19 protein-coding genes and 1 riboswitch are annotated in these 25,174 nt (G+C 60.2%); of the genes, 8 read left to right on the top strand and 11 right to left on the bottom strand.

All coding sequences use genetic code 11. From position 1 onward, the window contains the following. Positions 1-8: 8 nt before the first annotated feature. Entirely contained in the window at positions 9-1,175 is a 1,167-nt protein-coding gene (locus A9G06_RS05730) for a type III PLP-dependent enzyme (protein WP_043818871.1), read from the bottom strand. A gap of 507 nt (positions 1,176-1,682) precedes the next feature. Continuing rightward, a riboswitch (glycine riboswitch) is annotated at positions 1,683-1,798 on the top strand. Positions 1,799-1,904: 106 nt separating this feature from the next. Here A9G06_RS05730 and A9G06_RS05735 point away from each other — a divergent pair. Beyond that, on the top strand, positions 1,905-3,281 hold the full coding sequence (locus A9G06_RS05735) for a sodium:alanine symporter family protein (RefSeq protein WP_069554551.1): 1,377 nt from the start codon (positions 1,905-1,907) through the stop codon (positions 3,279-3,281). 114 nt (positions 3,282-3,395) lie between these two features. Here A9G06_RS05735 and A9G06_RS05740 read toward each other — a convergent pair whose 3' ends face one another. Both A9G06_RS05740 and A9G06_RS05745 read right to left on the bottom strand, forming a co-directional pair. Beyond that, positions 3,396-4,112 (bottom strand): protein ligase, encoded by a 717-nt coding sequence (locus A9G06_RS05740; protein ID WP_069554552.1) that lies wholly within the window; start codon positions 4,110-4,112, stop codon positions 3,396-3,398. Positions 4,113-4,210: 98 nt separating this feature from the next. Next, on the bottom strand, positions 4,211-5,608 hold the full coding sequence (locus tag A9G06_RS05745) for a nucleobase:cation symporter-2 family protein (protein ID WP_040066712.1): 1,398 nt from the start codon (positions 5,606-5,608) through the stop codon (positions 4,211-4,213). Between the two features lie 246 nt (positions 5,609-5,854). Here A9G06_RS05745 and A9G06_RS05750 point away from each other — a divergent pair, with 246 nt between their 5' ends. Further along, positions 5,855-6,976, top strand: a complete 1,122-nt coding sequence (locus tag A9G06_RS05750) for a GGDEF domain-containing protein (RefSeq protein WP_005338383.1) — start codon at positions 5,855-5,857, stop codon at positions 6,974-6,976. A gap of 32 nt (positions 6,977-7,008) precedes the next feature. Here the strand turns inward: A9G06_RS05750 and A9G06_RS05755 are convergent, their stop codons facing one another. Beyond that, positions 7,009-7,257, bottom strand: coding sequence for a YciN family protein (locus A9G06_RS05755; protein WP_005338382.1), 249 nt, complete (start codon positions 7,255-7,257; stop codon positions 7,009-7,011). Between the two features lie 122 nt (positions 7,258-7,379). Further along, positions 7,380-8,759 (bottom strand): MATE family efflux transporter, encoded by a 1,380-nt coding sequence (locus tag A9G06_RS05760; protein ID WP_005343930.1) that lies wholly within the window; start codon positions 8,757-8,759, stop codon positions 7,380-7,382. A 120-nt stretch (positions 8,760-8,879) separates the two neighbouring features. Here A9G06_RS05760 and A9G06_RS05765 point away from each other — a divergent pair, with 120 nt between their 5' ends. Both A9G06_RS05765 and A9G06_RS05770 read left to right on the top strand, forming a co-directional pair. Next, the gene (locus A9G06_RS05765; RefSeq protein ID WP_069554553.1) at positions 8,880-9,737 is read left to right on the top strand and encodes an AraC family transcriptional regulator; all 858 of its coding nucleotides are present in this window, start codon (positions 8,880-8,882) and stop codon (positions 9,735-9,737) included. Between the two features lie 69 nt (positions 9,738-9,806). Further along, positions 9,807-11,501 carry an NAD-dependent malic enzyme gene (locus A9G06_RS05770; RefSeq protein WP_005338379.1) on the top strand — a complete coding sequence of 565 codons (1,695 nt, stop codon included), beginning with the start codon at positions 9,807-9,809 and terminating at the stop codon, positions 11,499-11,501. Between the two features lie 85 nt (positions 11,502-11,586). Here the strand turns inward: A9G06_RS05770 and A9G06_RS05775 are convergent, their stop codons facing one another. The 4 genes from A9G06_RS05775 to A9G06_RS05795 form a co-directional block, all read right to left on the bottom strand. Beyond that, entirely contained in the window at positions 11,587-12,624 is a 1,038-nt protein-coding gene (locus tag A9G06_RS05775; RefSeq protein ID WP_069554554.1) for an OmpA family protein, read from the bottom strand. A 232-nt stretch (positions 12,625-12,856) separates the two neighbouring features. Then, a complete protein-coding gene (ompA, locus tag A9G06_RS05780) occupies positions 12,857-13,855 on the bottom strand; it encodes a porin OmpA (protein ID WP_005358919.1) in 999 nt (332 codons plus the stop codon). A gap of 307 nt (positions 13,856-14,162) precedes the next feature. Then, complete coding sequence (gene ompA, locus A9G06_RS05790) at positions 14,163-15,182, bottom strand: porin OmpA (RefSeq protein ID WP_041234103.1); 1,020 nt, start codon at positions 15,180-15,182, stop codon at positions 14,163-14,165. A 308-nt stretch (positions 15,183-15,490) separates the two neighbouring features. Next, positions 15,491-16,087, bottom strand: coding sequence for a hypothetical protein (locus A9G06_RS05795; protein ID WP_069554556.1), 597 nt, complete (start codon positions 16,085-16,087; stop codon positions 15,491-15,493). A gap of 258 nt (positions 16,088-16,345) precedes the next feature. On the opposite strand from A9G06_RS05795, the gene A9G06_RS05800 reads away from it, so the two are divergent. Both A9G06_RS05800 and A9G06_RS05805 read left to right on the top strand, forming a co-directional pair. Next, positions 16,346-16,612, top strand: a complete 267-nt coding sequence (locus A9G06_RS05800) for a helix-turn-helix transcriptional regulator (RefSeq protein ID WP_005338367.1) — start codon at positions 16,346-16,348, stop codon at positions 16,610-16,612. 199 nt (positions 16,613-16,811) lie between these two features. After that, positions 16,812-18,152: an APC family permease gene (locus tag A9G06_RS05805; RefSeq protein ID WP_005338365.1), complete on the top strand. Its 1,341-nt coding sequence runs from the start codon at positions 16,812-16,814 to the stop codon at positions 18,150-18,152. A gap of 71 nt (positions 18,153-18,223) precedes the next feature. Here the strand turns inward: A9G06_RS05805 and A9G06_RS05810 are convergent, their stop codons facing one another. Both A9G06_RS05810 and A9G06_RS05815 read right to left on the bottom strand, forming a co-directional pair. Further along, positions 18,224-19,099 carry a patatin-like phospholipase family protein gene (locus A9G06_RS05810; RefSeq protein ID WP_058057806.1) on the bottom strand — a complete coding sequence of 292 codons (876 nt, stop codon included), beginning with the start codon at positions 19,097-19,099 and terminating at the stop codon, positions 18,224-18,226. 46 nt (positions 19,100-19,145) lie between these two features. Beyond that, on the bottom strand, positions 19,146-20,684 hold the full coding sequence (locus tag A9G06_RS05815; RefSeq protein ID WP_069554557.1) for a sensor domain-containing diguanylate cyclase: 1,539 nt from the start codon (positions 20,682-20,684) through the stop codon (positions 19,146-19,148). A gap of 197 nt (positions 20,685-20,881) precedes the next feature. Here A9G06_RS05815 and A9G06_RS05820 point away from each other — a divergent pair, with 197 nt between their 5' ends. Together A9G06_RS05820 and A9G06_RS05825 are read left to right on the top strand one after the other, a co-directional pair. Beyond that, positions 20,882-21,931 (top strand): efflux RND transporter periplasmic adaptor subunit, encoded by a 1,050-nt coding sequence (locus tag A9G06_RS05820; RefSeq protein WP_069554558.1) that lies wholly within the window; start codon positions 20,882-20,884, stop codon positions 21,929-21,931. After that, the gene (locus A9G06_RS05825; protein WP_069554559.1) at positions 21,931-25,047 is read left to right on the top strand and encodes an efflux RND transporter permease subunit; all 3,117 of its coding nucleotides are present in this window, start codon (positions 21,931-21,933) and stop codon (positions 25,045-25,047) included. Before A9G06_RS05820 ends, A9G06_RS05825 begins: the two co-directional genes overlap by 1 nt. Positions 25,048-25,174: the final 127 nt, after the last annotated feature.

Below are 25,174 nucleotides of genomic sequence, written 5' to 3' on the forward strand. Positions count from 1 at the left end.
CGGTGTGCTCAGGCTACTGCCACCAGCTTCTGCCCCTTCTGACTGCTGTCCAGAATCAGGATGCTGGCCTTGGGGAAGAAGTTGAAGGTAGAAGCCGAGGCCCAGGTGTAGGCGCCCATCACCTTGCCAACCACCAACTCGCCGATAGCCAGATCCGGCAGCATGATGCCATCGCGGATCACATCCACGCTGTCGCAGGTCGGGCCGGAGAGCACCGAGTTGTGCTGCTCGCCACTGGCATAAGGCGTGCTCACCGGATAGGTGACGTGGTCATAGAGCTGGCCGTTGTAGCTGCCGTAGAGACCGTCATCCAGGTAGTACCAGATCTTGTCGCCGCGGTGCGCCTTGCCCATCACGCTGGATACCGAAGTCATGGCCGGCGCGCTGATAAAGCGGCCCGGTTCGGCAATCTTCTGCACGGTAGCGGGCAACTTGGCCAGTGCTTCGCGGATCGGCGCGCAGAAGCCGTCGATATCGAACTCGCCCCCCTCATAATCCACCGGGAAACCGCCGCCGATATCCAGCACCCAGGGCTTGAGCCCGAGCGCCCAGGCCTGCTCCATGATCTCGCGGCAGGCGTCGATGGCCTGCACATGGCGACGGGCATGAGGCACTTGCGAGCCGACGTGGAACGACAGCCCCATCACCTTGATCCCCTTGGCGTGGGCCAGTTGCAGCAGCGGCAGCGCCTGCTCCGGAGTGCAGCCGAACTTCTTGGAGAGATCGACCTTGGTCTCGGGGTTGGGGAAGCTGACCCGCAGCAGCAGTTTCACTTCGTCCTTGTAGGGAATGAACTTCTCCAGCTCCAGCGGGTTGTCGTAGACAAACACGGTGCAGCCGAACTCGAGCGCATAACGGATATCGCTGTCGCGCTTGATGGGATGGGTATGAATGCAACGGCCCGGGCGAACCCCCTGACTGCGCACCAGATCCACTTCGCCATTGGTGGCCAGATCGAAACAGGCCCCCTCTTCCTTCAAGACAGAGACCACCGCCTCGTGGGGCAGGGGTTTGAGTGCATAGTGCAATCGTACATCGGGCAGGGCAGCGGCCAGCGCCCGATACTGTTTGCGGACGGCTGCCTTGTCGAGCAGCAGCAGGGGGGAGCCGAATTGTTCAACCAGCTGACGGTAATCTTGTGCGACCACATCTTTTGCAACCAGGGTCTCGTTCATTCTCTTTTGGTCATCCTTAGGGGGCGTGATATGCCCAAGCCATATGCGATTGAACCGGCGACGGCCGGGTCAGGCGAGCGGTCCGGTGGGACCAACCGAACACAGTGCATAAATTGATGGCAAAGTGCTTGGTTATGCAGCGGATTATCGGCTTATTGATTCTGTGTGCAAGCATTTTGATTGGATATGTCGGCAAGATTTTCTTGGCGAAACGAGAGGGATCACTGTTCTCTATCCGCCATTTTTCCCGTTTGGGCCACATTTGATCCGTGAGAGCCTAACTTGTTGATAGTTAACTAACATTTAACATTCTTGCCGCGGTTTTGGCGGTCACTAAAAAAATATAAATGGGGGCGGCCAAGTGCGAGACAGCTCACATTTTTTGGATTAACATGCCGACTTCCTAATCCAAACTAGTTCGGATGAAGGTAGCAGGAGAGTGATGGGCAACCATCCACCGAAGAAGTGAATCTTTCAGGTACCGGGCAACCGGTGTGGACTGCTACTGGACGATACTCTGGAGAGACCCGTTAAATCGGGCGCCGAAGGAGCAAGGCACCATGACTACCCGCAAGGGCAGGCTGGCGCCGGAAACTCTCAGGCAAAAGGACAGAGGGGATGGGATGGTTGTACCTGGGCTTGGCCCGCATCCGATCGCCTCTGGGGATCGCGACACCTATGGGAAGATCATCCTTCTCCTCCTTAATTTCTGTTTCTTAAGGAGGATGCATGTCATCAATTCAATCGGCGTTAACCGCCATCGATAGCTTTATCTGGGGGCCGCCCCTGCTGATCCTGCTGGTCGGGACCGGTATCTATCTCACCCTGCGTCTGGGTCTGCTTCAGGTGGTGCGCTTGCCGCTCGCTCTGCGGCTGGTCTTCGGCCGCGATCAGGGGCAGGGCAAGCAGGGGGATGTCTCCAGCTTCGGCGCCCTCTGTACCGCCCTCTCTGCCACCATCGGTACCGGCAACATCGTCGGGGTGGCCACCGCCATCAAGCTCGGCGGTCCCGGTGCCCTGTTCTGGATGTGGATGGCGGCGCTGTTCGGCATGGCCACCAAGTACGCCGAGTGTCTGCTGGCGGTCAAATATCGCGAGCAGGATGCCAACGGCCAGATGGCTGGCGGCCCCATGTACTATCTGGAGAAGGGGCTCGGTTCCAAGCCGCTCGCCAAGCTGTTTGCCCTGTTCGGTATCGGCGTCGCCTTCTTCGGCATCGGTACCTTCCCGCAGGTCAATGCCATCTCCGACGCTATGAGCCTCTCCTTCTCGGTGCCCCGTGAAGCGACCGCCGTGGTGCTGACCCTGATCGTGGCGCTGGTGACTCTGGGGGGGATCAAGTCCATCTCCAGCGTGTCGAGCAAGGTGGTACCTTTCATGGCCATCTTCTACATCGTCGCCTGTCTGGGCGTGCTGGTGAACAATGCCAGTGCCTTGCCGGAGGCGATCGCGCTGGTGATCGGGAGTGCCTTCAGCGGCCATGCGGCGACCGGCGGTTTCGTCGGTGCCAGCATCATGCTGGCAATCCAGTCCGGGGTGGCGCGCGGGGTCTTCTCCAACGAGTCGGGACTGGGCTCGGCGCCCATCGCGGCGGCGGCGGCCAAGACCGATTCGTGCGTGGAGCAGGGGCTGGTCTCCATGACCGGCACCTTCATCGACACCATCATCATCTGCACCATGACCGGTCTGACGCTGGTGGTGACCGGGGTGTGGAGTGGCGATGTGAGCGGCGCTGCCATGACCAGTCTGGCCTTTGCCCAGGGGCTTGATGCCCATATCGGCCAGTATCTGGTGAGCATTGGCCTCTTGTTCTTCGCCTTTACCACCATCCTTGGCTGGAACTACTACGGCGAGCGCTGCACCGAGTACCTGTTCGGGGTGAAGGCGATCAAACCATACCGCCTCATCTATCTGGTGCTGGTGGCGAGCGGTGCCTTCCTCCATCTGGATATGATTTGGCTGCTGGCCGACATCGTCAACGGCCTGATGGCGGTGCCCAACCTCATCGGCCTCATCGGCCTGCGCCATGTGGTGATCGCCGAGACCCGCGCCTACTTTAGCCGGGATCTGGATAGCGAAGCCGAGCCGGAGCCGCAGACGGCCTGAGCGCCTCGGCCCGTTTCACGTGTCCATTGAAAAGAACAAGCCACGACTCCGGTCGTGGCTTTTTTGTGCGCTGTGTCTATGGTCGGGTATTTTCCCTCTCCCTTCGGGATAAGGTCAGAATGAGGGGGATAGCCCCTCGCTCAGCAGGCTATCCAGACGTGCTTGCACTTTCTCTACCAGTGCCTGATCGCTACCGCGCCAGCCGATGCAGCTTGCCAGCGTGGTGGAGGTTCCCGCCATAAAACGCAGCTCGCCGCCCGCCAATTCGTAGAAGCGGCTCGCCATTCTGGTTCCCTCATCCACATCACCCGCCACCAGCAGCATGGCTTGCGCCAGCACGGCGCCCTGGTGATCCTGCCCCGGCGCCAGCCAGCGCTGGGCGGTACCGGTGATCTTGCGTCCCCCGATCACCAGATTGTACTGACCATCGCAAAAGGATCCGGGCACGAAGTCATAGCTTCCCTCAAGGCGGTACTCCGCCAACAGGGTCAGCAGCGGCGCCCCCAGCAGCCGGTAGTAGTGGGCGAGATCTGTGGTGGTTCGGGGCAGCAGCAGGGATAGGTTGAGGATCCCCGCCCCGTGGGGCACGGCGGTGCCGCCGCTGTCGCGCACATGTACCGGCCAGCCTTCATCTGCAAGTTGCTGGCAGGCGGCTTCGTAATGGGGGAGGCGGGTATCCTTGCGAGTGACAATCAGGCATTGGGGCGCCTGCCAGAGGTGAGCGCGGGGCTGACCGTCATGGGAGCAGTCGCGCAGCCAGCACTGCTCTTGCGCCAGTATCTGTGCGGGTGAAGCGGTATCGGGGAGGGGGGAGAGCAGGCGATAGGGCATGGCGGCATCCTCAAAAAAGCTGCCCAGCACACTACCCGTGGCGACTGGCAAGGTAAAGCCCCGCAGTGCAGGGCTGTTTGCTATCGGTAGGCGATCTCTTAGGAGTGACGCGCTTCGCGCTTGGGCAGCAGCAGGTTGAGCACGATGGCGGTAATGCCACCGGTGGCGACGCCGTAGGAGAGCACGCTCTTGGCCAGCTCCGGCAGGTGTTGCAGCACTTCCGGCACCTGCGCGACTCCTAGCCCCATGGCCAGCGACACTGCCAGGATCATCAGGGCGCGGCGATCCAGCTCCTCGCGGGCAATGATGCGCACGCCAGCGGCGGCGATGGTGCCGAACATCACGATAGTGGCGCCCCCCAGCACGGGCTCGGGGATCTGCTGCACCAGACTGGCGACCGCCGGGAACAGGCCGAGCAGGGCCAGCATGGCGGCGATAAAGAGCCCGACGTGACGGCTGGCGACGCCGGTCAGCTGAATGACGCCGTTATTCTGGGCGAAGGTGGACATGGGGAAGGTGGAGAAAACTGCCGCCAGCATGGAGTTGGCACCATCGGCCAGCACGCCGCCTTTGATCCGCTCCATATAGACAGGCCCTTCCAGTGGCTCGCCGGAGATATCCGAGGTGGCGGTCATGTCGCCGATCGCTTCGAGCGCCGTCACCACGAAGATGATGGCGAGCGGCACGAACAACTGCCAGTCAAAGCCGAGACCGTAGTGGAGCGGAATGGGCACCATCACCAGCGGGCCGTCGAAGGTGGGGGCGCTCACTTTGCCCAACAGCAGGGCCACGGCATAGCCCGCCAGCATGGCGATCATGATGGCGGAGAGGCGCAACCAGGGGTTGCGACTGCGTTGCAGCAACACGATAAGGCCGAGCACCAGCAGAGAGAGGAAGAGGTTGGTGTGGCTGGCGAAGCTGCCATCAGAGAGGGCTGCATAGCCGCCGCCCATGCTGATCAGGCCCACTTTGATCAGGGTCAGGCCGATCAGCAGCACCACTATGCCGGTCACCAGCGGGGTGATGATCCGTTTCACCAGATGGAGGAAGCGGCTCATCACCACGATAGTGAGTGCGGCAACCATCATGGTGCCGAACAATGTGCCTAGCAGATCCTCGGTGGGCATGGCGGCCTGCTTGAGGGCGAGACCGGAGGCGATGATGGGGCCGAGGAAGTTGAAGCTGGTGCCTTGTACCGAGAGCAGGCCGGAACCGATGGGGCCGAAGCGGCGGGTTTGAATGAAGGAGGCGATGCCGGACATGACCAGCGACATGGAGACGATATAACGGGTGTCGGCGGCAGGGAGGCCGAGGGCATTGGCGATAATCAGGGGCGGGGTAATGATGGCGACAAACATGGCGAGCATATGCTGCAGGGCGGCGAACAGCGTCTGGGGCAGAGGCGGGACATCCTCTATGCCATAGACCAGTTCGCTATGGGCTCGCCTGGGTGGATGTGCCTCTCGATTGGCGCGTGTGACAGCAGCCTGTTCCATAAGTACCTCGAATTGTGTGGGGAGGGGGAGAAAATTGGGCGCTATTGTAGTGATTGAAATGAGGCTGGCCAGCGCTAATTATGCAAAAAAAGGTTTATTTTTTGATGGGTTGAAACGTTTGCGCGCTGCGATTATCATCTGTCGGTTTGTGTGAACGACCTCTCCTTTTTATTCTTCCCGCAAATGACATTCTTACCACTTTGTAGGTGTAGAATGAGCCCTCAGTATTCATCGTGGAGACTCTGGATGCTCAAGTTGTCAGAGTTCTGGAGTGCGAGGGTTCACTCCGAAGACTTTACTCGTACTCGCATGGGGTTTATGACGGTGCGTTTGCGCCTGCTGACCTGCTTGCTGATGCTTGGATTGCCCGCCTGGGCCGTGGTGGATTGGTTGACCTTGCCCGCCGTTCATTTCGAGCAGCTGTTCCAGGCCAGGATCTTCTGCACCCTTGCGCTCTCGCCACTTATTCCGCTCTCGTACCTCATCCACTTCAAGCGGGAGCGGATGAAGCTGGCCCTTGGCTACCTGATGGCCGTGATGATGCTCTTCTCCCTCTTTTGCCTGAACAGCTTTGGCGCCGGACAGGAGTTACAGGCGGGCTATGCGGCCTTTCCTTATCTGCTGATCACCCTGTTTGCCATTTTCCCCATCCCCCTCTCCCTCGGCTTGCAACTGGCAGGCGTGGTGCTGGTGACCATGCTGCTGGGCCACTGGTTGCTGGTGGGCCAGAGCATCTGGAGTCAGGCTACCCTGAATCAGGTGTGGGTGCTCGGCATGTTTACCATGGCCAGTTGCTGGGTGCAGTGCGGCCAGCTCAACATGCTGCTGCGGCTATATCGGGAATCGACCACCGATGAGCTGACCGGCATGATGAACCGCCGCCTGTTGATGAAGCAGCTGGAGCAGGCCAGAATCCGGCTGCAACTCAAGAAGAAGCCCTTTGCGGTGATGCTGCTGGATCTCGATCGCTTCAAGCGGATCAACGATATCTACGGCCATCTGGCGGGGGATGCGGTGCTCAAGGAGGTGGCTACCACCCTGGGGGAGCAGCTGGAGCCTGACATGGTGCTGGGGCGTTATGGCGGCGAAGAGTTTGCCATCCTGATGCACAACTGCGCCGATCCGGCACTGGCGAGCAAAATGGCCGAGCGGCTGCGCATTGCTGTCGAGGCGCGGCTGGTGAAGAGCCCCACCTCGGACGAATTGCTGGAGGTGACGGTGAGTATCGGGATTGCCATGGCTCGTGCCGATGACACCATCGATATTCTGATCAACCGTGCCGACGAGTGCCTCTATCAGGCCAAGATGGCGGGACGCAACTGCGTGGTGGTCGAGGGGCAGAACCGCGCAAAAACAGATGCCGCCTGAGGGCGGCATCTGTTGGCAATGAGCTGGCGAGATCAGGCCAGCTTGTACTTGCCGGAGAGCTGCTGGGCCAGCAGCTTGAACATGTTGAAGACCGCCATGGTCTTGCCGGTCGGGGTGCCATCTTCGGCCAGGAAATACTCCCCCTTGAACACCAGAATATCCCCCTTCTGCTCCACCGAATCGGCGCGCATACCGTGGATGAAGTCTTCATGCTCTTTGATGATCTTGTTGGCCATCTCAAGCAGGGCCGTCTCGGTGATCAGCTCTTTCTGTGGTTGCATGCTCGTCTCCTTAAACGACTACTGGACAGGGAAACCGTGATCCCTGTCTCTGATTGAAGAGGCGCCCAGCATACTGCAAACAGGGTTTTTCTGTCATTGATATGACCCCGATTTATGGCTGTTTATCCGATCACCAGATTCTTCAACCAGCAGCGCTGGCGAATACGGCGCTGCACCAGCAACACTTTGCTGAGCTCCTCCAGCAGCACCACCGCCACCACCCAGGAGAGGGGCCAGCCGAGCAGCGTGACCGCCACCCAGGCGAGCGGGATGCCGATGCACCACATGCCGACAATATCGATGAAGATGCTGTAGTTCACATCGCCGCCAGAGCGCAGCACCCCGATGATCCCCACCATGTTGAACACCTTGAGCAGCATCCCGAGGCACATGATGCCGAGCACCTGTCCCGCTTCCGTCATCAGCTCGGGGGGCAGGTTGCCGACCCACTGCAGCAGGTTGGCTTGCAGCAGCCAGACGATGATCCCCACCAGTAGCGCGCCAATCGGTGCAAGCAGCAGGAACAGCTGGGAGTGCTGCCAGGCAATCTCGTACTCCTCGGCCCCGAGCCGGTGACCGAGCAGGGTGGAGCAGGCCACCGCCAGTCCGAAGAAGAGGGAGATAAGGATGCTCTCCAGGGTGCCGAGGGTGGTCATGATGGCCAGCGAATCGGTGCCAAGATGGGCGTAAAGAAAGCCGTAAATCAGCATGCCGAAGGCCCAGAGGCCGTCGTGGAACAGCAGCGGCAGGGCGATCAGGGTAAAGCGCACCACCTCCTTGCGCTTGAAGGCGGCCAGCCAGTCTGGTGCGCGCGGGATCAGGCGCGCCTCATAACGCTTTACGTAGAGCAGCAGCAGGGCTGTCTGCAGCAGCCGTGAAATGGTGGTGCCCCAGGCCGAACCGGCGACCCCCATCGCCTCGAAGCCGAAGTGACCGAAGATGAGGGCGTAGTTGAGGATGACGTTGGCGATGATGGCGATAATGCCGATGCGGGTCGGCGCGGCGGCATTGCCAACCGAGCGCAGGGCTGATTCCAGCGGCACCACGATGGCGGTACAGAGGATGGTGGCGCCGGTGATCATCAAGAATTGATCCGCCAGCTCGCGCAGTGCCGGATCCTGACTGGCAAAGCCGAGTACGCTGCCCGGTGATAACACATAGATGAAGGCAAAGGGCAGGGTGACCAGCAGGGCGCCCACTATTGCCAGCGCCAGGGAGCGGCGCACCCCGGCCATCTCCCCGCGCCCGAAGTATTGTGCTGCCAATACCGAGACCCCGCCCGCGAGGCCCGCTATCACCAGCAGATTGAAAAAGAAGACCCGGTTACCCAAGCCGACCGCCGCCACAGCCGTGGTGCCAAGCTGGCTCACCATCATGATATCGATGAGGCCGAGCAGGGAGAACATCATGGATTGCAGCGAGACAGGCAGGGCCAGCCGCCACAATCGGGTCATGAACTCGCGATCGGTGGTTTGTTTTAAAATCGCTTGCCAATAATTCATAGTTGTTAACCGGGTATGAGAAAAGCAAGGTTTGTCAGGGGTATGATAGGGGCTGATGAGGCTCTTCTCACTGTGAGTAGCTCTCGGTTTTCTTGTGTAAAACTATCCTGTTGAGGTGTTATGCCATTTGCCAGCGAGTGTCTGGAGATAGCGCCAGCCTGTGAAGAGCAGATGCTGGGACGTGAAGGGCTGCCCCTGCTCGGCGAGGCGGGGATCTTCCTGACCGGCCTCTCGACCATTCGGGAGCACTACCTGATCCGCCGCAATCGCCCCGAGTTTCACATTCTGATGGTGAGTCACGATGAGGGTGGCGCGCTGCTCACCGACGAGGGGGAGCAAGCCATTCCTGCCGGATCGCTGATTTTCCTGCCGGCCGCCGTCCCCGGTGGGCTCAAGCTGATTGGCGAAAGCTGGCAGATCAGCTGGATTTTGCTTGATGACGTGCCGCGCTGGCAGCATCTGCACCGCCTTGGCCACCGTATCTGGCAAGGGGATGGCGGCGATCAGCTCTATCATCTGCTCAGCCTGATGCAGGGGGAAGGGGTTCGCTCTTCGCTGCAACCTCAACTGCTCAGCCTGCTGCTGGCGCTGCTGGAGCGCACCCTGCAAGGGGAGGTGCGCGGCACCCCTGAACTCAGATTGCAGGCACTGTTTCGCCGAGTGGAGGCGCGCCTGGACGAACCCTGGAGTGTCGCCCTGCTGGCCCGACAGATGGCCTGCTCCGTTCCCCATCTGCATCGTCTCTGTCAGCAAGCGTTCGGTATGGGGCCGATGGCGAGGGTGACCGAGCTCAGAATGAACAAGGCGCGCCAGCTGCTGCTCTATACCAACTGGCCACTTGGCGAGCTGGCGGCCCGGGTCGGTTACAGCGATGGGGCCAACTTTGCCAACCGCTTTCGTCGTCTGACTGGTCAGACCCCCGGCGCCTTTCGTCGACTGGGTCGCAAACCTTTTGCAACGGATGTGCAAACTCTTTGAAATTAATGAGACAAGCCCCTAGGATCGGCGGGTCCCTGCGTCTAGCTAACCGTTTAGGTACCAAGATCCATGTTTGAAGATAATAACCAGAAACGTCCTCTCTACATTCCCTACGCCGGTCCCGCCCTGCTGGAGACCCCTTTGCTCAACAAGGGCAGCGCCTTCACCAGCGAAGAGCGCAGCAACTTCAACCTCGAAGGTCTGTTGCCCCAGAATATCGAGACCATCGAAGAGCAGGCCGAGCGCGCCTATCGCCAGTTCATGGCGTTTGGCAACGACATGGACAAGCACATCTACCTGCGCAACATCCAGGATACCAACGAGACGCTCTTCTACCGTCTGCTGCACAACCACCTGACCGAGATGCTGCCCATCATCTACACCCCGACGGTGGGCAAGGCGTGCGAGGAGTTCTCCAACATCTATCGCCGCGCCCGTGGCCTGTTTATCTCCTATCCGGACAAGGACAGGATCGATGACATGCTGCAAAACGCCACCAAGCAGAACGTCAAGGTGATCGTGGTGACCGATGGCGAGCGGATCCTGGGTCTGGGTGATCAGGGGATCGGCGGCATGGGCATTCCCATCGGCAAGCTCTCCCTCTACACCGCCTGTGGCGGTATCTCGCCCGCCTACTGCCTGCCGGTGGTGCTGGATGTCGGCACCAACAACCAGCAACTGCTGAATGACCCCTTCTATATGGGGTGGCGCAATCCGCGTATCTCGGGGGATGAGTATGCCGAGTTCGTCGATGCCTTCATTCAGGCGGTCAAGCGCCGTTGGCCCGACATCCTGCTGCAGTTCGAGGACTTCGCCCAGAACAACGCCATGCCACTGCTCAACCGCTACAAGAACGAGCTCTGCTGCTTCAACGACGATATTCAGGGCACTGCGGCGGTGACGCTGGGCAGCCTGATCGCCGCCTGCAAGGCCTCCGGCGCCAAGCTCTCCGAGAAGCGGGTTGCCTTCCTCGGTGCGGGCAGCGCCGGTTGCGGTATTGCCGAGCAGATCGTGGCACAGATGAAGGCCGAGGGGCTGACTGATGCGCAGGCGCGCAGCCGGGTCTTTATGGTGGATCGCTTCGGTCTTATCACCGACAAGATCCCCAACCAGCTCGACTTCCAGCGCCGTCTCTCCCAACCGGTGGAGCGCATCGCCGACTGGCCGGTGGGTGACAACATCTCCCTGCTGGAGGTGATGGAGCATGGTCGCCCGGACATCCTGATCGGGGTCTCCGGCCAGCCGGGGCTGTTCACCGAAGAGGTGGTCAAGACCATGCACAAGCACTGTGCCCGTCCCATCATCTTCCCGCTCTCCAACCCCACCTCCCGGGTCGAGGCGACGCCGGCTGACCTTATCCGCTGGACCGACGGTCAGGCGCTGGTGGCCACCGGCAGCCCGTTCGCACCGGTGGAGCACAAGGGCAAGCGCTACGTCATCGCCCAGTGCAACAACTCCTTCATCTTCCCGGGGATCGGCCTTGGCGTCATCGCCTCCGGCGCCACCCGGGTGACCGACGCCATGCTGATGTCGGCCAGTCGTGCGCTGGCGGAGTGTTCGCCGCTGGTGAAAGGGGAGGAGGGCTCCTTGCTGCCGGATCTGGCGGATATCCATCAGGTCTCCCGCTACATCGCCAAGATGGTAGCCAAGACCGCCATGCTGCAGGGCAAGGCGGTGCAGACCCCGGACGAGGTGATCGATCAGGCCATCGACGCCAACTTCTGGCATCCGGAATATCGCCGCTACCGCCGCACCTCGTTCTGATTTCTGCAAAAAGACGCAAAGCAAAAGGGATGCCTCGGCATCCCTTTTTACTGCACGTCTGACATGGTTGTCGCCTCAAGATCAACTACTCGCTGCCACCCTGTACGCCGGTGACACGCACCTCGACCCGGCGATCCGGCCCAAGGCAGTCGATGAGCGCCGCCTTCGCCTTGATGGCATCACACTGGTTGCCGGTGACCGGATTACTCGCGCCATTGCCCTGGATGCTCACCTTGTCGGCAGGCAATCCCTTGCTGATCAGAAAGTCGGCAACGGTTTGGGCCCGAGCTTCTGACAACCTCTGATTGTTGGCATCCGAGCCGATACGGTCGGTATACCCCATCACGACCGCACTGCCATCCTTGGGCTGCACATCGACGATCTGCTGGTAGAGATCGTCCAGCGCACTCATCCCCTCCTGTTTGAGGTACGCTTTGCCAAAGGCGAACAACACATCGGAACTGAGGTTGAAGGTCTGATCTACCACCTCCGGTTCGGCCGGTGGCGGGGGAACCACGACCGGGGCGGGCGTGGGGGCCGCTTCTTTGGGTTGGCTGCGGTTCGGGTGGATCACCAACTCCAGCGTGGCGGTGCTGATGTCGCTGACCCAACGCTGGGTGCCGCTGTTGGCTTTGCCGTTATCCGGATCATCGCCAACGCGCACTATGTAGCGGTAGCGTGCCTGCAGATCGACCCAGTCATGGAGCCGGGCTGTCACTCCCAGACCCGCCAGCGGCGCCAGGTTGTCGTCCCCGCCATTGACTGACTCGACGTGATAGATATAGCCACCGCCTTCGGCAAAGATCGAAAACATCTCGCTGAGCGGCAGGCGGCCAATGACTGACAACGTGGCTCCCTTGCTGTTGAAGTCATGGCCGCTGATATCCCAGTCTCCGGTGGAGAGATAGCCAATCTCGGCCCCCAGATTTTCCGTGAAGTTGTAGCCGCCAAACAGGGAGAGCGCAGTCGCATCCTTGCCGACATCCTGACTGAAATCATTCAGATTGTGGGCAATGGCCCAGCCACCGCCAACCCCGGCATACCAGTCGTGAACCGGTTCCGCTTGTGCGCCTGTGCTCGCCAATGCCAGTGCAATCCACACAGGTTTTACTCTTATGTTCATCGCGTATCCTCGTCGATGTTTGGTGTAGTGGGGTTGCCTGCTGGCCAAACCCCACACTTATGTATAGGTGACGGGCTGTTTTTAACCACCAAAGAGGTATGGGGGGCGACACGCCGGGAACCATGGCGCGAGACGGGAAGAGGAAGGGGGCAATAGAGGGTTACAAAGTGGGTGAAATAAGCGGCAAGAAAAAGGAGGCCAGGTGGCCTCCTTGTTATGTCGGACTGCAGGATTACTGTTGTACTTGCTGCACGCCGGTGACGCGTACTTCTACACGGCGATCCGGTGCCAGGCAGGAGATCAGCTGAGCCTTGCCCTTGACGCTGTTGCACTGGGTACCGGTGACCGGATTGGCTTCACCGCGACCTTCGATGGCAACTTTGCCAGCCGGCAGACCTTTGCCAACCAGGAAGTCGGCCACGGTACGGGCACGCGCTTCGGAGAGTTTCAGGTTGTAGGCGTCAGAGCCGATACGGTCGGTGTAACCGACGACCACGGCGCTGCCATCTTTCGGCTGAACATCAACGATCTGCTGATACAGCGTATTCAGCGCTGCGACACCTTCTGGCTTGAGGGTGGATTTGCCAAAGGCAAACAGCACGTCAGAGCTCAGGGCGAAGTTCTTGTCGACCAGTACCGGCTCGGGAACCGGCTCAGGCGCAGGGGCGGCAACCGGGGCAACATAAGAGGTGCGATTCGGGTGCATCACCAGCTCCAGGGTCGCGACGCTCATGTCGCTCTCCCAGGTTTTCTGCTCGTCACCCAGATTCCACAGATAGCGGTAGCGTGCTTGCACATCGATAAGGTCGGAGAGCTTGGCAGTCAGACCCAGACCCGCCAGCGGCGCAGTGCCGTTGTCGCTGTTGCCATTGCCGTTGACGTGATTGAAGTAGGCACCGCCTTCAGCAAACACCGAGAAGATGTCGCCCAGCGGCAGGCGGGCGATACCGGAGAGGGTTGCACCCTGGGTTTTGAAATCGGCACCATCAACGCCCGCTTTACCGGCGTAGAGGTAGCCCAGCTCAGCTGCGTAGTAGTCGTTGAAGTTGTAACCGCCGAACAGGCTCAGCGCGGTGGCGTCTTTGTCAGTGTCTTTGCCAAAATCATCCAGACCGTGGGCATATGCCCAACCTGCACCAACACCGGTGTACCAGTCATCGGCAGCCTGAGCTGTGGTGCCTGCGGCGGCGAGCGCCAGTGCAATCAGGGTAGGAGCCATTTTGAGTTTCATCGGTTTATCCTCGTTGTGTTAGCCCATGTCGGGCAATGCACTTGTTTTTATTGCTGCGAAAAATCGCCAGCAAAGTGGATAGCGAAGGCTTTGGACTCTCATGATGCATTGGCGTCATGGACAACAGACCGGACAAGAAGCGCTTTTTAGTGCTTATCCAATACCTTACAGGCGCAACTACTTTATGCTTTCGAGACGGGGCAGGCAAGGGCAGGGAGGCGGGAGTGAGGGATGCAAGCGAGAACCAGGCAAACAAAAAGGGATGCCGCAGCATCCCTTTTTTTCGCACTATCTGAACGAGGTCAGATTATTGCTGAACTTCTTGTACGCCAGATACGCGAACTTCTACGCGACGATCCGGAGCCAGGCAGGAGATCAGTTGAGCTTTAGCGGTTACGCCGTTGCACTTGGTGCCGGTAACCGGGTTGGCTTCGCCACGACCTTCGATGGCAACTTTGCTGGCAGCCATACCTTTGCTCACCAGGAAGTTGGCAACGGTACGGGCACGGGCTTCAGACAGCTTCTGGTTGTAAGCGTCGGAACCGATACGGTCGGTGTAACCAACAACAACAGCGTTGCCATCTTTCGGCTGGAACTCAACGATTTGCTGATACAGACCGTTCAGGGCTGCAACGCCTTCCGGCTTCAGGGTGTCTTTGCCGAAGGCAAACAGCACGTCTGAGTTCAGGGCGAAGTTCTTCTCTACCACTTGCGGAGCAGGAGCCGGCGCTTCTTCAACTACCGGAGCAGCTACCGGAGCTACGTAGGAAGTACGGAACGGGTGGTATACCGCTTCCAGAGTAGCGATGCTCTGGTTGGCTTTGTAACGCTCACCGTTGGCGTGCAGGTCAGCCACGTCCCACATGTAGCGGTAGCGAGCTTGCAGATCCAGCGCGTCATTTACCTTGTAAGTCACACCAGCACCGGCCAGCGGGGAAACTTTAGTGTCGCTGGTACCCAGACCATCGGTGTGACCCCAGTAGGCGCCGCCTTCAGCGAACAGGGAGAAGTCGTTGCCAACCGGCAGACGGGCGATACCGGACAGGGTGGCACCCTGGCTCTCGTAACGGTTGCCGTCGGTGTTGCCACGACCGGTGTACTGGTAGCCCAGTTCGGTACCGAAGTTCTCGGTGAAGTTGTAACCCATGAAGGCGTTGGCAGCAGCCGCGTCTTCCTGGCCTACATTGGTGCTTTCCAGCTTGTTCAGGCCGTTGAAGTGAGTAGCACCGACACCGGCACCGAAGTAGATGTCGTCAGCGGCGTGAGCAGCGGTAGCACCCAGAGCAGCCATGGCGATGGCGATCATGGAAGGAGCCATTTTCATCATAAAAAAATCCTCGTTGAGATCGCACGTTATTCACGTGCTTCACACTTTGTAATTTATGTAAGCTGCAGGCTCCGCCGTACGGCTGGCGTCGAGTCTGGCAGATGACCCGGCAGAACCGGGTTGCACACTCTCCTGGTGTGTCGAGTGCGCTGGCATGGCACGCAATGCGTGAGAAACCACTGCCAGGCAACTGATGTCATTCCGATGACGAGGCGCACTCTATGCCGATTTTAAAACATGATCAAGCTCACAAATGAGCCTTGTGGCAAATTGTGTCGTGCCCTTAACTGGCTGTTTATTTTGATTAATTAGTGATCCAGATAGGCCCTGTGCAGTTTCTTCTCCAGCTTCATATAAGCCTGAACCCAGTCGCTATGCGGGCTGGCAGGATTCGCTCTGGCGGCAAAGACCGCGAGGTAATCTGCCTGGGTTGCGCTCTGCAGCAGGGGGGTAAATGTCATCAAGAAATGTCGGGCCAGATAGGGGTCAAGGGGCCAGATGTTGAGGATGGCGCGAGCCACAGGCTGAACCGCAGCTGAACAGATGAAATGACGGTGTCCCGCCTCCAGCCAGTCGGCCATCTCACACATGCCCGATTCGGGCACCAGACCACCATCACCTTGGGTGGTTGCCAGCGCAATCGCCTGACCATTTACCGTGACGAGCTGCTCATTGTTATGCAGGGTGCCGTCGTGGCTGCGCAAGGCCAGGTCCGGGCATGCCTGTTCAAGAAACAGGCTGCAGCTCTCCGGCAGGGTGGCCAGCAGTTCGCTGGCGTGGCTGGACATCAAGGCCGGAAGCCAGAATGCTTCGGCGCGATATTGTTCACCTTGCAGGCGCTGTTGTGCCAGTTCTTCTGTGCTGGATACGGGGTGCAGGCGAGAGATAATGCCGGGAAACGCCATACTTATTCCTCTTAATGGGTATCCGGCGGATTATACGAGTTATTGGGGGGGCCACAATAAAGGTTTCTTTTCGAGACTGTTTACCTGAGGCGGCTGAGCGATTACCATCCCCCCTTGAAGGCAAGGGTTGTCGCCGAAAGGCGCTCATAAGATAGAGGCTCGACCATAACGAGTCCGAACAAAACTGATACACTTGACTACGAGTCGTCGCGAAAAATAAAAGGCGGAGTAAATCCGCCAAACGGAGTATGGAACATTATGAATTCAAATATCGTCACTGTTGGCAAGAAGATCCGTCAGATCCGTGAAGCGGTCGGTTTGAGCCGTCCGAAGTTTGCAGATTTGCTGGGTGTTCCTCCCACCACGCTGAAAAACTACGAGCTGGGTTACCGTGAAGTTGGGGGCGCCTTCCTGGTTGCCCTGGCGCACCACCCGGATCTGCACAAGTTCACCCTCTGGCTGCTGGCAGACAAGAAAGTCGCCGAAATCGGCCAGATTGGCCCGGATGACCTCGCCAAGGCGTGATCATCGATGTGAATAGAAATGCCGCCTTCGGGCGGTATTTTTTTTGGGTTGCCGATCGATATTTTGATCTAACACGCTTTGAATTATCCATGCAGGCCAACGAGAATAAGCGGCCCCGAAAAGTGGGCCCCTGGTGGTATCTGGCCACCTGAACACTATTACATTCAGGATGATATGAGTAATCGTATGGAGTATGGGTATGAGCAGTAATGAGTTGGATAAACGCTATGGCCTGATGACTGCCATTGCGATGGTGGTCGGCGTGGTGATCGGCTCCGGTGTCTTCTTCAAGGCCGATGATGTACTGCGTCTGACTGGCGGTAATCTGGCCATTGCGCTGCTGGCATGGGCGCTGGGGGCATTTTCGATGATCTTCGGCGCGCTGGTGTTTGCCGAGTTTGCCCAGCGGATCGAAAAGTCCAACGGTATCGTCGATTATGCCGAAGCGGCATACGGCAAAATGTTTGGTTATCTGGTGGGGTGGTTCAAAGGCGTACTCTATTACGCCCCTCTTTCCGCCATCCTTGCCTGGGTCGCCGCTCTGTACACCATGATCTTGCTCGGTAGTGATAATCCGACCAACTCTGGTGCGACCTGGATACTGGCGGCTGTCTATATGACGGTCACCTATCTGATCAACTTCTACACCCCGGTCCTGGCGGGCAAACTGCAAGTGGGTTCTACCCTGATCAAGTTGATCCCGCTGATCCTGGTTGCCATTGTGGGCACCATTTCAGGCTTGCTCAATGGTGTCACCGTGACCAACTTTGTGCAGGCAATGGATGGGATAGGAAGCACCGGAGGCACTCTGGCCACGGCCGTGGTTGCCACCGCCTTCGCTTATGAGGGGTGGATCGCCGCCGTGACCATCAACAGCGAAATTCGCGATTCCAAGAAGAATCTGCCCAGAGCGCTGGTGATTGGCACCCTGATAGTCTTTGTGGTCTATGTCACCTATTTTCTGGGGATCGCCAGCGTCTTGCCGACGGACGAGATAGTGGCGCAAGGGGATAACGCGGTAAATCTCGCGACAACCAGCCTGTTTGGCGGGACTGCCTCGACCATTTTGACCGTGTTTGTGATTATCTCCTGCCTCGGAACCCTGAATGGTCTGGTGTTGGCGACCATGCGCATTCCCTACTCGCTGGCGATCCGCAATCAGGGGCCTGCCCCCAAGTGGATGAGTCGTATCGAACCGCATCACCACATGCCAATCAACTCGGCCCTCGCGGCAGCGTTGTTGTCGGTGATCTACTCAGTGCTGTGGTACTGCAGCATCAACGAGACATTCGGTCGTTACATCGCTCTGGACGAGATGCCGATCGTGCTGATTTATGGCCTCTATCTGTTCCTCTATGTCTGGTACATGCGCACCTTTACCGAGTTGGGCTGGATAAAGCGGTTTGTGATCCCGACCTGCGCCACCCTGGGCGCGCTCATCATTCTGTATGGCGGTATCACCAATCCCAGTCTGGGACTCTATCTGCTGGTCTCTGTGGGGGTGATTCTGCTCGGGTTGCTCTTCTACCGTAAGGAGTAACCGGGTAAGTGAGTTGAAAAAAAAGCGCCGAATGGCGCTTTTTTCATCTGTAAACCGCTGCATGTCGACAACTAACTGCCCAGCAACCCGAGGCGGCCCAGTTCATCCTTGAGCTGATCGAGATTGCGCTCGACGCAGGCTTCCCCCTCGTTGATGGCATCGCTGGCGCGATGAAAATCCATGATGGAGAAGCTGCCAAGGCGCGGGCAGAGCTGGATCTCCGGCGGGTCACCGGCCATCCGGGCGCGGGTAATACGCTCCTGCATGATGTTGATGGAGCCACTCATCACGCTCCACAGACCCGGAGTGGCTGGCGCGGTTTCACCGCGATTGAGCCACTGGCTGAGCAGACCGCCGCTGCCGGGTTGATCCGGCTCGTCGGTCCAGGGTTGGTGCATATCGGTGTTGAGGTTGACCGCAATCACCACCTCGGCCCCCATGGCGCGGGCCAGCGAGATGGGCACCGGATTGACCACGGCGCCATCGACCAGCCAGCGGTCGTTGATCCGGGTCGGGGTGAGGATCCCCGGCATGCCGCAGGAGGCGCGCACCGACTGGCGCAGCGGGCCCTGTTGCAGCCAGATTTCGCGGCCGGTATCGAGTTCGGTGGCGATGCAGGCGAAGGGGATGGGCAGATTCTCGAGATCTGGATCCCCCAGATGACTGGCGGCAAGACCAAACACCTTTTCGCCGCGAAACAGACCGCCGGAGAGGGCCGGGTCGAGCAGGCTGACCACCTGCAGGCGGGTAAAGCCGCGCACCCAGGTTTCCAGCCGATCCAGTTCACCGGCGGCATAGGCGGCACCGACAAAGCTGCCGATGGAGCAGCCAGCGATCAAATCCGGTTTGATGCCGAGACGTTCAAGGGCGCGGATGACGCCGATATGGGCCCATCCTCTGGCGGCGCCGCTCCCGAGAGCGAGCCCTACGCGGGGTTTACGTGGCACGACAGTCCTCCAAAAAAGGGGTTGAGGGCTCAGCTTACTCCGAGAGTCAGGAGGCGTCACCCTGCCATCTTTCGCTGCGGTTGCGACCGTTGGCCTTGGCCTGATAGAGCGCCACATCGGCGCGGCGTACCGCTTCGTGCAGGGGAAGGTTCTCCTGGTGGGGCAGATAGCCGAGGCTGATGGTGACTTCCAGCCCGGGTTCGATGGCGGCCCAGTCGTGATCTGCTACCGCCTTTCTCAGCCGCTCCGCCAGCTCGCCGAGCTGCGTTGCATCAGCGCGGCCAATCAGCAGCAGAAACTCTTCGCCCCCCCAGCGGATCAGGCGATCTGTGGGCCTAATCTGCTGCTGGCAGAGCTGCACCAGCCGGATCAGCACGATGTCGCCGACGGCATGGCCAAAGTTGTCATTGACCCGTTTGAAGTGATCCGCATCGAACATCAGGATCCCCGCTTGCAACCGGGCCAGATCGCCCGCCTGTTCCAGCAGCACCAGATAGTGGCGGTTGAAGGCGCCGGTGAGGGCATCGTGGCAGGAGAGGTAATTGAGCCGCTGGTTGAGGCGATGGGATCTCAGGTTGGAGAGGGCTGCCAGCAGCATAAAGAGAATGGCGAGCAGGGTCGGCGTGGACTGACAGAGCATGGCCCACACCAGCGGCAGCAGGGTGACGTTGTGCACCAGTCGCAACGGGGTATCTGGGATGGCCATGGTCAGCTGCAATGCCCCTTGTTGCCACTGGTATTCGTCGGTCGGCTCGGGGTCTTGCGGCACCACGGGCTGGTGTGCGCTGCTGGCCAGCACCTGATGGTACTGATTGAGCAGCAGATACTCACCCAGCGCCGGCGCCAGCTGGTTGAGCTGCGATTGCAAGCGTGAGAGCAGGATGTCCATGCTGATCATCCCCACCAGCGAGCCGTCCTTGTAGAGAGGCTGGGACATGGTGACCATGGTGCCCAGTCCGGCAAAATCTTCGTAGGGGCGGGAGAGAATGGTGTCCCGGCTGGGGTTGGGTGACATCAGCGCATCCTGCCAGTAGTGCTTGTCATAGATGCTGCGGGCAAAACGAAACTGGCTGGAGGGGATCCAGGGATAGAGGTAGATAAAATTGTCCACGCCGGTGAAGTAGGCCCAGGCGATCTCGCTGCCCAGGCGCTGGCTGGCGGTGGCCAGCAAGGGAGAGAGGCTCAGGGCCAAATGAAGTTGCGCCTCCCGCGCACTGCCGGGGGGCGGCAGCGGGCCGTCACCGGTGAGGTTGCCCGCCAGTCCGGCCGGTAAATCACCGGGGAGCTTGTCGAGGGCCAGCCCCTCTGGCAGCGCCTCGATATGGCCATAGAGCTGGCGGGTGAGCACCGACTGGGGGTCGCTGCGCAGTCGCTCTTCGGCCTGCCCGCGCATCGCCTCCAGAAACACTTCGGTCTGTTTGAACCGATCTCGCAGGTAGATGGCGCTGTTGAGGGTATCGCTCTGGTAGAGGCGTTCTATCTGTTTCAGGCTTTGCCGCAAGGTCAGACCAATCAGCAGGATGACCACGGCGAACAGGAGCCAGGTCAGGCGTGTGAGAAAGCGGTGGTCAGACATTTTGGGCATAGGCAGTCAGTCGGGTTGCGAAGGAAATTGTCGTTAGTGTATGCGATGTGGCGTGAAAACAAACGGCGCGACCTGAAACAGAGTGAGCTTATCCCGCTCTTGTTACGTTTTGTCACATTTATACATAGTCACGGCATAGTCTGGGGCTAAAATGGCCCCAATCTGGATTTACCCTCTCACTCTTCATGGACTGTTCGATGAAAATGCGTATCTGGCTCGGCTTGGGCCTTCTTCTAATCGTGGTTGCCGGCGTCTGGGCGCTGCGTCACAGCGAACCCGCCGCCAAAGCACCGACCAGACAGGTCAATATCCGCACTCAAACCGTCAAACAGAGTCTGGCCGAGCCGACCCTCAAGCTGGTGGGCAAGCTGGCGGCCAATCGTTCCGTCATCATCAGCCCCGAAGTGACCGGTCGCATCGTCAAGATTGCGGTGCAATCTGGCCAGAGCGTGGCGAAGGGGGAGACCCTGATCGCGCTGGATGCGGGCAAGCAGCAGGCGGAGCTGGCCGAGCAGAGCGCCAGTCTGCGCGACGAGAACCGCAAGCTGAGTGATATGCGCAAGCTGGTGGCCCGTGGCGCCGTGACCCAATCCGAGCTGGAGGGGCAGGAGGCCACCGTGGCCCAGGTGCAGGCACGCCTCGATGCCGCCCGCTACGAGCTCTCCCTGCGTACCCTGCAGGCGCCCTTTGCCGGTACCGTGAGCCTGATTGACTTGAGCGAAGGGGCGCTGGTCAACAGCGGCGATACCCTGCTGCATCTCGATGAGCTCGACAAATTGCGCCTCGATCTGGCGGTGCCGGAGCGTTACCTCTCCCTGCTGCGACCGGGCATGGCGGTCACCGCCACCAGCACTGCCTGGCCGGATCAGCAATTCAACGGCACCCTGACCACTCTCGACAGCCGCATTTCCAACGATACCCAGAACATCAAGGCGCGGGTGATGATCCCCAATGGCAACGGTCAGTTGCGCCCGGGCATGCTGCTCAATGTGGAGCTGGCGCTGCCCGCCCAGCAGCTCACCCTGATCCCTGCCCAGTCGGTGGAGTACGCCGGTGAGCAGCGCTTTGTTTACCGTCTCGAGGCCGATGGCCGGGTCAAGCGGGTGCCTGTGGTGCTCGGCGAGACCGAAGGGGAGACCGTCTGGGTCACCGAGGGGCTGAAGGTCGGCGATCGCATCGTGGTCGAGGGGTTGGTCAATCTGCGTGATGGGGTGCTGGTGCGCGATCTGGCCGAGGTGAACGGCTGATGTGGCTCTCCGATATCTCAGTTCGCCGCCCGCTGGTGGCGGTGGTGCTCAGCGCCCTGCTCACCGTGTTTGGTCTGGTCGCGTTCAGCAAATTGACGGTGCGGGAGATGCCCGATGTGCAGATCCCCTCGGTCTCCATCACCACCACCTATGAGGGGGCTGCCCCCTCGGTGATGGAGAGTCAGGTCACCAAGCCCATCGAGGATCAGCTCTCCGGCATCAGCGGCATCAAGAACATCAACTCCATGACCCGCAAGGGGCGCTCGATGATCACCGTCGAGTTCAAGCTCGGCTGGAACATGGTGGAGGGGATCTCCGATGTGCGCGATGCCCTTTCTCGCGCGCGGCCACGGCTGCCCGATGATGTGGACGAGCCGCTGGTGACCAAGGACAGCGGCAACGGCGATGTGGCGATCTGGCTCAACTTCAGCAGCAGCCAGATGGATCGCACCGCCATGACCGACTACGCCAACCGCGTGCTGGTCGACCCCCTGAGTCTGGTGGACGGTGTGAGCGAAGTGGCGCTCTCCGGCGATCTCACCCAGGTGATGTATGTGCGGCTGCGCCCTGCCGACATGGCCGCCCGTGGCATCACGGTGAGCGATGTGGAAGAGGCCCTCAAGCGGGAGAACATCGAGCTGCCGGGCGGCGAGATCCGCAACAACTCCATGACCATGGCGGTGCAGATCGCCCGTCTCTACCACACAGCGGAAGATTTCCAGCAGCTGCAAGTCACCACAGCCGCCAACGGCCAGAGCGTCTATCTGGCCGATATCGCCGATGTGGAGGTGGGAGCCAAGAACGAAGACAGCGCCTATCAGCGCAACGGCAAAGAGAGTCTGGGTATCGGCATCGTCGCCCAGTCCACCGCCAACCCGCTGGCGGTGGCGCAGGGGATCGAGAAGAAACTCGGCGAGATGCAGCGCTTCCTGCCGGAGGGGGCTAAGCTCGAGGTGGATTACGACTCCACCATCTTTATCAAGCAGGCCATCGACGAGGTGTACGAGACCCTGGCCATCTGCGCCGTGCTGGTGGTGGCGGTGCTCTATCTGTTCCTCGGGCAGGGGCGCACCACGCTTATTCCGGCCATTACCGTGCCGGTGTCGCTTATTTCTGCCTTTATCGGCGCCTGGTATTTCGGCTTTTCCATCAACCTCATCACCCTGCTGGCGCTTATTCTCGCCATCGGCCTGGTGGTGGATGACGCCATCGTGGTGGTGGAGAACATCCACCACCATCTGCAGCGGGGGGAACCGCCGCTGCTGGCCGCCTGGCACGGCACCCGCGAGGTGGGCTTTGCGGTCATCGCCACCACCGCCGTGCTGGTGATGGTGTTTGTCCCCATCGCCTTTATGGATGGCATGGTGGGGCGGCTCTTTACCGAATTTGCCATCCTGCTCTCGCTCGCGGTGCTCTGCTCCTCGCTGGTGGCGCTGACCCTGACCCCGGCCATGGGCTCCTGGCTGATGCGCCCGCTGGATAAACCGAACCGGCTCACCGCCGGGCTCGATCGCGGGCTCGGCTGGCTGGAGGGGCACTATCGCCACCTGCTGGCATGGGTGCTGCGTCGCTCCCGCTGGACGCCGCTGGTGCTGCTGCTCTGTCTGGGCGGTATCGGGGCCCTCTTTGCCCAGCTGCCGACCAGCCTTACCCCGACCGAGGATCGCGGCGTCATCTATGTCTTCGTCAAGGGGGCGGAGGGGACCAGCATCGAGCGGATGAAGCGCAACATGCAGCAGGTGGAGTCCGCCATCATGCCGATGCTGGGCAAAGGGGTGGTGCAGGCGCTGAGCTTCAGTACTCCCGCCTTTGGCCGTGGCGGCGATCAGACCGGTATGGTGATCATCCAGCTCACCGATTGGGCGGAGCGCGACGTCACCGCCACCGAGTTCTCCCGTTCGCTGGGTGCCAAGCTCTCCGGCATTCCCGATGTGATGATCCGCACCTTCCAGCCCGGTTTTCGCGGCGGCTCCACCGCGCCGGTGCAGTTCGTGCTGCAGGGTAACGACTATGCCGAGCTCTACCAGCAAGGGTTGGCGCTGCAACAGGCGGCGCAGGGCAGCGGCCTGATGCTGAGCCCGGATCTCGACTATGCCGAGAAGACCCCCGAGCTGCAGGTGACCATCAATCGCGACAGCGCCAGCCAGCTCGGCATTCCGGTCTCCACCGTGGCCAACAGCTTGCAGACCCTGCTGGGCGGGGCGAGCAAGACCACCTATGTGGACAGGGGCGAGGAGTATGACGTCTACCTGCGCGGCAACCAGACCGAGTTCAACGGCATCTCGGATCTCGGTCGAATCTATCTAAAGGCCGCTAATGGCGAGATGGTCAGTCTCTCGACTCTGGCCACCGTCAAGCAGGTGGCGACTGCCAACCGCCTCAACCACTACCAGCGGCAAAAAGCGATTACCCTGACCGCCGACGTGCACCCCGACCACACTCTGGGCGAGGCCCTCGATTTCCTCGATGGCTGGGCCAACACCAACCTGCCCACCGGCATGACGGTGGATTACGCCGGTGATTCCAAGGATTACCGCGACAATCAGGGGGAGATGGTGCTGGTCTTTGGCCTCGCCCTGCTGGTGGTCTATCTGGTGCTGGTGGCACAGTTCGAGAGCACCCTGACCCCGGCGGTGGTGATGGTGACGGTGCCACTCGGTATCTTCGGTGGCCTGCTCGGCCTCTGGCTGACGGGGCAGGAGATGAGCATCTACAGCCAGATCGGGATGATCATGCTGATCGGCATGGTGACCAAGAACGGCATCCTCATCGTCGAGTTCATCAACCAGTTGCGCCAGCGCGGCGAAGGGTTCGACGAGGCGATAATCAAAGGCTCGGTGCGCCGCTTGCGCCCGATCCTGATGACCTCGCTCACCGCTATTATCGGTGCGGTGCCGCTGATGCTCTCCATGGGGGCGGGTTACGAGAGCCGGATGGCGGTGGGAACAGTGGTCTTCTTCGGATTGTCGCTGGCAACCCTGGTCACCCTGCTGGTGGTGCCCGCCATCTACCATCTGCTCGCCCGTCACGCAGGCATGACAGGGGCGCGGGATCAGCAGGTAGACGAGGCACTGGCCGCCAGGGGGGCAGGGGAGTCGCACCCTCCGGCGTTATGACCAGCATCCTGACCTGAACCCAAGCGGGGGGCCAGTTATCAACCTCCATCATCACAAGGGCGCCTGCGGGCGCCCTTGCTATTGTGGGCGGCGGCCTATTCCGCGGGATCTATAGGGACAAAAAGCC

The organism is Aeromonas sp. DNP9 (assembly GCF_001728955.1).
GTDB lineage: Bacteria > Pseudomonadota > Gammaproteobacteria > Enterobacterales > Aeromonadaceae > Aeromonas > Aeromonas veronii.

Excerpts from the sequence above, each read along its gene's own strand:
- A9G06_RS05825 (WP_069554559.1), top strand. The coding sequence starts at position 21,931 with ATGTGGCTCTCCGATATCTCAGTTCGCCGCCCGCTGGTGGCGGTGGTG.
- A9G06_RS05760 (WP_005343930.1), bottom strand. The coding sequence starts at position 8,759 with ATGAATTATTGGCAAGCGATTTTAAAACAAACCACCGATCGCGAGTTC.
- A9G06_RS05770 (WP_005338379.1), top strand. The coding sequence starts at position 9,807 with ATGTTTGAAGATAATAACCAGAAACGTCCTCTCTACATTCCCTACGCC.
- A9G06_RS05820 (WP_069554558.1), top strand. The coding sequence starts at position 20,882 with ATGAAAATGCGTATCTGGCTCGGCTTGGGCCTTCTTCTAATCGTGGTT.
- A9G06_RS05735 (WP_069554551.1), top strand. The coding sequence starts at position 1,905 with ATGTCATCAATTCAATCGGCGTTAACCGCCATCGATAGCTTTATCTGG.
- A9G06_RS05755 (WP_005338382.1), bottom strand. The coding sequence starts at position 7,257 with ATGCAACCACAGAAAGAGCTGATCACCGAGACGGCCCTGCTTGAGATG.
- A9G06_RS05730 (WP_043818871.1), bottom strand. The coding sequence starts at position 1,175 with ATGAACGAGACCCTGGTTGCAAAAGATGTGGTCGCACAAGATTACCGT.
- A9G06_RS05745 (WP_040066712.1), bottom strand. The coding sequence starts at position 5,608 with ATGGAACAGGCTGCTGTCACACGCGCCAATCGAGAGGCACATCCACCC.
- A9G06_RS05815 (WP_069554557.1), bottom strand. The coding sequence starts at position 20,684 with ATGCCCAAAATGTCTGACCACCGCTTTCTCACACGCCTGACCTGGCTC.
- A9G06_RS05775 (WP_069554554.1), bottom strand. The coding sequence starts at position 12,624 with ATGAACATAAGAGTAAAACCTGTGTGGATTGCACTGGCATTGGCGAGC.
- A9G06_RS05800 (WP_005338367.1), top strand. The coding sequence starts at position 16,346 with ATGAATTCAAATATCGTCACTGTTGGCAAGAAGATCCGTCAGATCCGT.
- ompA (WP_041234103.1), bottom strand. The coding sequence starts at position 15,182 with ATGATGAAAATGGCTCCTTCCATGATCGCCATCGCCATGGCTGCTCTG.
- A9G06_RS05805 (WP_005338365.1), top strand. The coding sequence starts at position 16,812 with ATGAGCAGTAATGAGTTGGATAAACGCTATGGCCTGATGACTGCCATT.
- A9G06_RS05740 (WP_069554552.1), bottom strand. The coding sequence starts at position 4,112 with ATGCCCTATCGCCTGCTCTCCCCCCTCCCCGATACCGCTTCACCCGCA.
- ompA (WP_005358919.1), bottom strand. The coding sequence starts at position 13,855 with ATGAAACTCAAAATGGCTCCTACCCTGATTGCACTGGCGCTCGCCGCC.
- A9G06_RS05795 (WP_069554556.1), bottom strand. The coding sequence starts at position 16,087 with ATGGCGTTTCCCGGCATTATCTCTCGCCTGCACCCCGTATCCAGCACA.
- A9G06_RS05750 (WP_005338383.1), top strand. The coding sequence starts at position 5,855 with ATGCTCAAGTTGTCAGAGTTCTGGAGTGCGAGGGTTCACTCCGAAGAC.
- A9G06_RS05765 (WP_069554553.1), top strand. The coding sequence starts at position 8,880 with ATGCCATTTGCCAGCGAGTGTCTGGAGATAGCGCCAGCCTGTGAAGAG.